General features: G+C 60.6%; 6 protein-coding genes and 1 pseudogene. 4 read left to right on the forward strand and 3 right to left on the reverse strand.

Going from position 1 to position 8,019, the window contains the following annotated elements:
* A partial coding sequence (locus AC1DH9_RS22410) for a potassium/proton antiporter (RefSeq protein ID WP_477808805.1) occupies positions 1-1,655 on the reverse strand: 1,655 nt, incomplete at its 3' end.
* A complete protein-coding gene (locus tag AC1DH9_RS22415) occupies positions 1,652-3,289 on the reverse strand; it encodes a methyl-accepting chemotaxis protein (RefSeq protein WP_477808806.1) in 1,638 nt (545 codons plus the stop codon). The genes AC1DH9_RS22415 and AC1DH9_RS22410, both read right to left, overlap by 4 nt.
* A 382-nt stretch (positions 3,290-3,671) precedes the next feature.
* Between AC1DH9_RS22415 and AC1DH9_RS22420 the strand changes: the two genes are divergently transcribed.
* The 4 genes and pseudogenes from AC1DH9_RS22420 (at position 3,672) to AC1DH9_RS22435 (ending at position 6,238) form a co-directional block, all read left to right on the forward strand.
* Positions 3,672-3,902, forward strand: coding sequence for a hypothetical protein (locus tag AC1DH9_RS22420; RefSeq protein ID WP_019691434.1), 231 nt, complete (start codon positions 3,672-3,674; stop codon positions 3,900-3,902).
* Positions 3,899-4,201: a cell division protein ZapA gene (locus tag AC1DH9_RS22425; RefSeq protein ID WP_054595286.1), complete on the forward strand. Its 303-nt coding sequence runs from the start codon at positions 3,899-3,901 to the stop codon at positions 4,199-4,201. Before AC1DH9_RS22420 ends, AC1DH9_RS22425 begins: the two co-directional genes overlap by 4 nt.
* 144 nt (positions 4,202-4,345) lie before the next feature.
* A pseudogene (locus AC1DH9_RS22430) lies at positions 4,346-5,371 on the forward strand (HAMP domain-containing protein); the annotation flags it as partial.
* A gap of 135 nt (positions 5,372-5,506) precedes the next feature.
* A complete protein-coding gene (locus tag AC1DH9_RS22435) occupies positions 5,507-6,238 on the forward strand; it encodes a methyl-accepting chemotaxis protein (protein WP_477808808.1) in 732 nt (243 codons plus the stop codon).
* 142 nt (positions 6,239-6,380) lie between these two features.
* Here the strand turns inward: AC1DH9_RS22435 and AC1DH9_RS22440 are convergent.
* Positions 6,381-8,019 (reverse strand): acyl-CoA dehydrogenase (locus AC1DH9_RS22440; protein ID WP_477808807.1); only part of this gene is annotated, 1,639 nt, incomplete at its 5' end.

Consider the following 8,019-nt stretch of genomic DNA (forward strand, 5'->3'; position numbering starts at 1 on the left):
GTCCAAATGGTGTTGTTCCATTCCACCTGGTCGCCGACCACCGGAGCACCACCGACTTTCTGGGTGATGAAACGACCCAGCGGCATGTCCGGATCGACCCCTTCGAGTTGCAGCCCGTACAGCGCTGAAACCGCGCCCAGCTGGGCGTCGCCTTCCAGAACGAAGTCGCCGAAGAAGCGCAAATCGAGACCTCGTTGCGGCGCCTGGCTGAAGAGTTTTCCGAGTGCCGGCAGGTTGTGTTCATGGCCGATTACGCAGAGCAAATCGCCGACTTCGAGCACCGTACTACCCGACGGATGGAGCAGTTGCTGGCCGCGAAACAGCGCCGCGATACGCGTGCCCTCGGGCATTTTCAGTTCGCGAAGGGCGGCGCCGATGCACCATTTCTCCGCGCCAAGACGATAAACGAACAACTCCCACTCGCTGGTGACGTGCACTTCGAGGGCGGCCCGGGAGATCGGCGCGGGTTCTGGCGGGACAGTCACCTTCAGCAGCTTGGCGACCCACGGCAGGCTGGTGCCCTGCACCAGCAGCGAAACCAGTACGATGAAGAACGCGAGGTTGAAATACAGCTGGGCATTCGGCAGTCCGGCCATCAGCGGGAACACCGCCAGAATGATCGGTACCGCACCGCGCAGGCCAACCCAGGAGATAAAGGCCTTTTCGCGCCCATGGAAAGCCTTGAACGGCAGCAGGCCGGCCATCACCGAGAGCGGTCGCGCAAACAGAATCATCCACAGCGCCAGGCCAAGGGCGGGCAGGGCAATGGGCAGCAAGTCGTGGGGTGTCACCAGCAGCCCCAACACCAGGAACATGCCGATCTGCGCCAGCMAGGCCATACCGTCGAGCATGTGCAGAATGCCGTGGCGGCTGCGCACCGGACGGTTGCCGATCACCAGGCCACACAGGTACACCGCGAGGAAACCGCTGCCGTGCAGGGCGTTGGTCAGGGCGAACACCACCAGACCGCCGGCGATCACCAGAATCGGGTACAGACCGGCCGCCAGGTGGATTCGATTGACCATTTGCAGCATCAACCAGCCACCACTCAGACCGATGATTGCGCCGATGCCGAATTCGCGGACCAGGTGCCCGAGCAAGCTCCAGTGCAGACCTGTCTGGCCGCTGGCGAGCATGTCGATCAGGGTGACGGTGAGAAACACTGCCATCGGGTCGTTGCTGCCGGATTCGATTTCCAGGCTGGCGGTCACCCGCTCGTTCAGGCCTTTGCCGCCGAGCAGCGAGAACACTGCCGCGGCGTCGGTGGAACCGACGATGGCACCGATCAGCAGGCCCTGGATCAGGTTCAGGTTGAACAACCAGGCGGCAGCCATACCGGTCAGCACGGTGGTGATCAGCACCCCGACCGTGGCCAGCGACAACGCCGGCCATAACGCCACGCGGAAACTCGCGACCCGGGTGCGTAACCCGCCGTCGAGCAGGATCACGGCCAGGGCGAGGTTGCCGACCAGATAGGCGGTGGGGTAGTTATCGAAGATGATGCCGCCGCCGTCGACGCCGGCAGCCATGCCCACGGCCAGGATGATCACCAGAATAGGGATCCCGAGGCGGGACGAAAGTGAGCTCACCAGAATGCTCGCACCTACCAGCAACGCGCCGATCAAGAACAGGCTGTTGATGGTCGTCGCATTCAATGGCAGTACTCCAGAAAGCTAAAGGCGGGCGCAAACTGACCATGCAGTCTGCGTGCCAGCGATTCTAACCTGTTGAAATGTGATGCTGTCAAAAAGCTTTTGACGGCGCTCAACCACAGCCCCTTGTGTCGGGCGCGATCACTGTGGCGAGGGAGCTTGCTCCCGCTGGGTCGCGCAGCGGTCCCAAAACAGACGCTGCGGTCTTCCAGAAAAAACTCATCAGCAGTTTTACGGCGCCCAACCATATTGTTCAGGTTCAGCGCCAAACGCGACAGCTCGTTGCTGGCGGCGCTGGTCTGGTTGGCGCCAGTGGCCGATTGCACCGACAGGTCGCGGATATTCACCAGGTTGCGGTCGACTTCGCGGGCCACTTGGGCCTGTTCTTCGGCGGCGCTGGCGATCACCAGGTTGCGCTCGTTGATTTCGACGATGGCACTGTTGATGGTGTCCAGCGACAGGCCGGCACCACGGGCAATGTTCAGGGTCGATTCAGCGCGTTCGGTGCTGTTGCGCATCGAGTCGACGGCGTGTTCGGTGCCGCTCTGGATGCTGCCGATCATGCGTTCGATTTCGCTGGTCGATTGCTGCGTGCGATGCGCCAGGGCGCGGACTTCGTCGGCCACCACCGCAAAACCGCGACCGGCTTCACCGGCACGCGCCGCTTCAATGGCGGCGTTCAGTGCCAGCAGGTTGGTCTGGTCAGCCAGGCCGCGAATCACGTCCAGCACCTTGCCGATGTCGCGCGACTCGTTGGCCAGGTCACCGATCAGCGTGGCAGTGCTCTGTACATCGGCGCTCATGCGTTCGATGGCGCTGACGGTTTCCTGCACCAGGTCACGACCGTCACCGGCAGAAGTGGTAGCGTTTTTCGAGGCTTCGGAGGTGCTCACCGCGTTGCGCGCCACTTCTTCCACAGCGCTGGTCATTTCGTTGACGGCCGTCGCGGCTTGCTCGATTTCGTTGTTCTGTTGAGTCAGGCCACGGGCGCTTTCGTCGGTGACGCTGTTCAGCTCTTCGGCGGCGGAGGCCAACTGAGTTGCCGAGCCCGAGATCTGCTGCAGGGTGTCGCGCAGTTTTTCCTGCATCTTCAACATGGCCTGCAACAAGCGGCCGGCTTCGTCGCTACCGTCGACGACGATCGGGCGGGTCAGATTGCCCTCGGCGATTTCTTCAGCGGCGCTCAGTGCCTTGGCGATGGGCTGTGTGATGCTGTTGGTCAGCAACCAGGCAAACAGCAGGGTCAAGCCCGTGGCGATCAGCAGGAGGGTTACCACCAGATTGAAGGCGGAGGAGTATTGGTCGGCGGCTTTCTGGTTGAAGTTGGCGGCTTGGTCGTTGTTGATCTGCATCAGCCGGTTCAGCACGGTATTGATCGCTTCGGAGTTGGTCAGCAACTCGGTGTTGAGCAGCGTGCGCAATTCATCGACCTGGTTGTTGCGCGACAGGCTCTTCATGCGGTCTTCAAACTGGCGGTATTGGCTGAGCAGCTGCACGTATTGGTCGTAGGCCGCACGCTCCTGYGGGCTGGAGATGACTTTTTCATAGTCGGTCTGGGCTGCACGGATCTGTTGGTTGCGCAGCTCGAGCAGTTCGAGGGTCTTCTGTTGTATATCCGGTTCGCGGTTGGTCAGCAAACGGTACGACAGTTCAAGGCGAACACACCCAGAATCAACATCAGTGCGCCAATCAGGGTGAAGCCTGCGAACGCCCTGGGGGCGATATTCATATTACGAAGGGACATGGTGTTCACCATAAAGCGCGCATGGGCACGAGGTCAGAGACGAGGTATGCATGACTTATCGGTCATACGACTAAAGTCTTGAGCCGCTGTGCGCTTTTGCCGCAGATCGGTCGTACTGACGAGCTGTCAGGAACCAGAGCGGACAATCGCAGTCTTTAAAACTCGCAAGCAAGGTCGCCGCCAGGCAAATCAAGGCTTTGCGCCTGAATAACCCTGGCGCCAGTGGTGACTTTTCTTTATCGTACGCGCCCTTTGAAAATGCTCGGAAAATCAAAATGTTGGAAGCATCCCTAAGCCAATTGGAACAACTGGTCAGCGACCTGGTGCAACAGAACCAGGAGCTGCTCGGCACGAACGCAACCCTGAGCGCAGAACTGGCCCAGGCCAAGGATGAAAACGAAAGCCTGCAACTGAGCCTGATGGAACAGGAAGAGAAGCAGGGCGCCACTGTCGCGCGCATTCAGGCGCTGGTTGAGCGCGTGAGCGCAGGTCCTGTGAACGCATGAGACACGGTGCCGACGGGATAAAAGTCGTCTCGATTCTCGGGGAAGACTATTCGATCAAGGCGCCAGCCGGGGAAGAGCAGACCCTGCTGGACGCCGCATTAATGTTGAAAGCGGTGCTGGCCGAGACCAAAAAGAAATACCCGACCCTGATCGGGGACAAACTGCTGGTGCTGACGGCAATGAACCTGTGCTCGCAGCAGCTCGAAATGCAGAAACGTCATCAGCGGGAACTCGACCGTTACCAAGAGCAAGTCAGCGCCACGGTTGAAGTGATTTCGAAGACGATCAATCAGGCCTGATCAGCTTGCGCACAACCAAAGAGTAGATTGTCGATTGAGTTGTATACAATCGGCATGGCTGTTGCAGTAGTTTTGCCTCTTACTCTTTGGGGGTGCTTCATGCAGTTCTGGCGACGCAGTATTCAATGGCAGTTGATCCTGAGTATGGGCACCGCCCTGCTGGTCAGTATTCTGATCGTGGTCGGCATTTATACCCTGGTGGTCAACCGCCTTGCCCAGCGCTATCTGGTCGAGCAAGCGCTGCCGTCGAGCATCGAAGCGATGCGCAACGACATCGAGCGGATTCTGGTCCAGCCGCTCACCGCCGCCAAGGACATCGCCAGCAACAGCATGGTGCGCGAGTGGTTGGCCGAGGGCGAAAGCGCCGACCGGACCAACGGCTTCGTCAGCTACCTGGAAGGCATCCGCGCCGAGCACAAAGCCTTTACCGCGCTGATCGCAGGCACGGCGTCGGGCCACTACTTCACCGAAAAAGGGCTTGATCGGACCCTCAGTCGATCCAATCCCGCGGACGCCTGGTTCTACGCCTTCCTCGACGGCAACCAGCCGCGCACCCTCAATATCGACAAAGACACGGCGACCGGCGAATTGGCCTTGTTCATCGACCTCAAGGTCTCGCAGGGCGGAAAAGTTGTGGGCGTTGCCGGGCTGGGCCTGAGCATGAAGGAGCTCTCGGAGCTGATTCACAACTTCAGCTTCGGCAAGCGCGGGAAGGTCTATCTGGTGCGTTCCGACGGGTTGATCCAGGTCCATCCCGAGGCCGGGCTCAGCAACAAACGCCAGCTGGCCGAACAGATCGGTGACTCGGCGGCGCACGCGGTGATGGGCCATCAAGGCCCGACCAGCAGCGGCTTTGTGCGCGATGGCGAAGACTATCTGGCCCTGAGCCTGCCCTTGCGCGATCTGGGCTGGACGCTGGTGGCCGAAGTGCCGCAATCGCAAATTTACGCCGAGGCCCGACATGCGATGTGGCTGACCAGCGCCATCGGTTTGGGCGTTGCGCTGGTGTGCCTGTTATTGGTGGTGTTGCTGGCTCGCGGCCTGGTGCGGCCGATCCGGCAGGTAACAGCGGCACTCGTAGCGATTGGTAGCGGTGGTGGCGATTTGACTCACAGGTTAGATTCCAGTCGTGCCGATGAGTTGGGTGATCTGGCTCGCGGCTTCAACCGGTTCCTTGAAAATCAACGCAACATGATCGGCGAAGTGCTGGCCACCAGCGAGCGTTTGCGCACCGCCGTCGGGCAGGTTGCGCGAGTGGTGGAGAACACCGCCGAGCGTTCCGGTCGACAGCAGGAAATGACCGACATGGTCGCCACCGCCGTGCACGAGATGGGCCTCACCGTACAGGAAATCGCGCAGAACGCCGGCAACGCGGCGGTCGCCTCACAAACGGCCCGCGATGAAGCGTTGCAGGCGCGAGAGGTCGTCGGCGGTTCCATTCGGCATATCGAAAACATGTCCGATGAAATCGGTATTGCTGCCGGTGCCGTCGGCGAATTGGCGACGCAGGTAGCGTCCATTGATCAGGTGCTGGCGGTGATTCGCGGGATCTCCGAGCAGACCAATTTGCTGGCATTGAACGCAGCAATTGAAGCCGCGCGGGCCGGAGACATGGGCCGGGGCTTTGCGGTGGTGGCGGATGAAGTGCGGACGCTGGCGCGCCGTACGCAAGCGTCCACCGATGAAATCCAGCAGATGATCGGCAGCCTCAAGCAGGGTGCGGAGAATGCCGTGTCGTCGATGCACTCAGGGCAAGCGGCGACCGGTACCGGCGTCGAGTCGAGCCAGCGCACTGGAGCGTCGTTGACGGCGATTACCGGGCAGGTCGAGCGCATCAGCGACATRAACCATCAAGTGGCGACGGCCACCGAAGAGCAGTCGGCGGTGACCGAAGAGATCAACCGGAATGTGCAGGGGATTTCCGATCTGGCGCGGGCTACGGCGGGTGAGGTGAGGGCGTGTCGGGAGGATTGCCAGACGTTGCAGCGGTTGGCGGATGATTTGGCGCGGCAGATGGGTGGATTCAAGCTGAAGTAAGTGTTGATGATGCGTAAGCCATCGCGAGCAGGCTCGCTCCCACACTGGCTCTGTTGTGATCACAATATTTGTGAACACTGGAAATCAACTGTGGGAGCGAGCCTGCTCGCGATGGGATCTCGGTAGCGCTACAAGGCTTTGCTCAGAACCACTCATCCTGCATATTCAGACACGTATCATCCCGCGCCTCAAGAATCGCCAGTTCATGGTGACAACCCGGTACTTCCCACGTCAGGAAATACCGCGCCGCTTGCAGCTTGCCTTTATAGAAGCCGACATCCGCTGCGTTACCTTTGGCCAACCCTTCTTCCGCGCGGATCGCCTGTTCCAGCCAGCGCCAGCCGATCACCGTATGACCAAAAACCTTCAGATACAGCGCCGAGTTCGCCAGGCTGTTGTTGACCTTGCCCTGGCCCAGATCCGTCAGCAGGCCGATGGTCACGGTTTGCAGGCGTGCCACCAGTTTCTCCAGCGGTTCACGTAGCGGCGTTAACGATTCGTACGCATGGGCGCGTTCGGCGGTATTGGCGATCAGTCGGATCAACTGCTTGAGCCCGGCGCCACCGTTTTGCGCCAGTTTGCGACCCAGCAGGTCCAGCGACTGAATGCCGTGAGTGCCTTCATGGATCGGGTTCAGGCGGTTGTCGCGGTAGTGCTGTTCCACCGGGTATTCGCGGGTGTAGCCGTGGCCACCGAGGATCTGGATCGCCAGTTCGTTGGCCTTCAGGCAGAACTCCGACGGCCAGGATTTGACGATCGGTGTCAGCAGGTCGAGTAGTTCATGGGCCTGTTTGCGCTCGGCCTCGGTCGCCAGCGTGGTGGTGTCGTCGAACAGTCGCGCGGCATACAAACCGAGGTCGAAGGCGCCTTCAACGTAAGCCTTTTGGGTCAGCAGCATGCGTTTGACGTCGGCGTGCTGAATGATCGACACCGGTGCAGTGCTCGGGTCCTTGCTGTCCGGYASSCGACCTTGCGGRCGCTCGCGGGCGTATTCCAGSGARTACAGRTAMCCGGCGTAACCSAGCATCACCGCGCCCATGCCGACGCCGATTCGCGCTTCGTTCATCATTTGGAACATGCAGCTCAGGCCTTGATGGGGCTTGCCGACCAGGTAGCCGACACACTCGCCGTTATCGCCGAAGTTCAGCGCGGTAGAGGTGGTGCCGCGCCAGCCCATCTTGTGAAACAGCCCGGCCAGCAGCACGTCGTTGCGCTTGCCCAGGCTGCCGTCATCGTTGACCAGGAATTTAGGCACGATAAACAGCGAAATGCCTTTCACGCCCGCCGGTGCATCCGGAAGCTTGGCCAGCACCATGTGCACGATGTTTTCCGACAGCGGGTGGTCGCCGCCGGAGATGAAAATCTTGTTGCCCTTGAGCCGATATGTGCCATCTGCAGCAGGTTCGGCGCGGGTGCGGATGTCCGACAGCGAGGAACCGGCGTGAGGTTCGGTCAGGGCCATGGTGCCGAAGAATCGGCCGTCGATCATCGGTTGCAGGAAGCGCCGTTTCTGCTCCTCGGTGCCGAAGCTTTCGATCAGGTTGGCCGCGCCCATGGTCAGGAATGGGTAGGACGTTGTCGCGGCGTTGGCGGACTGGAAGTGCGCGAAGCAGGCTTGCGACAGCAGCGTCGGCAACTGCATGCCGCCGGTCTCGAAACTGCGTGCGGCGTTGAGAAAGCCGGCTTCGAGGAATGCATCCACCGCCGGTTTCACTTCCGGAATCAGGATCGCCTTGCCGTCTTCGTAGCGCGGTTCGTTCTCGTCGCCCTTGCGGTTGTGC

This window comes from Pseudomonas sp. 05T35 (assembly GCF_056396605.1).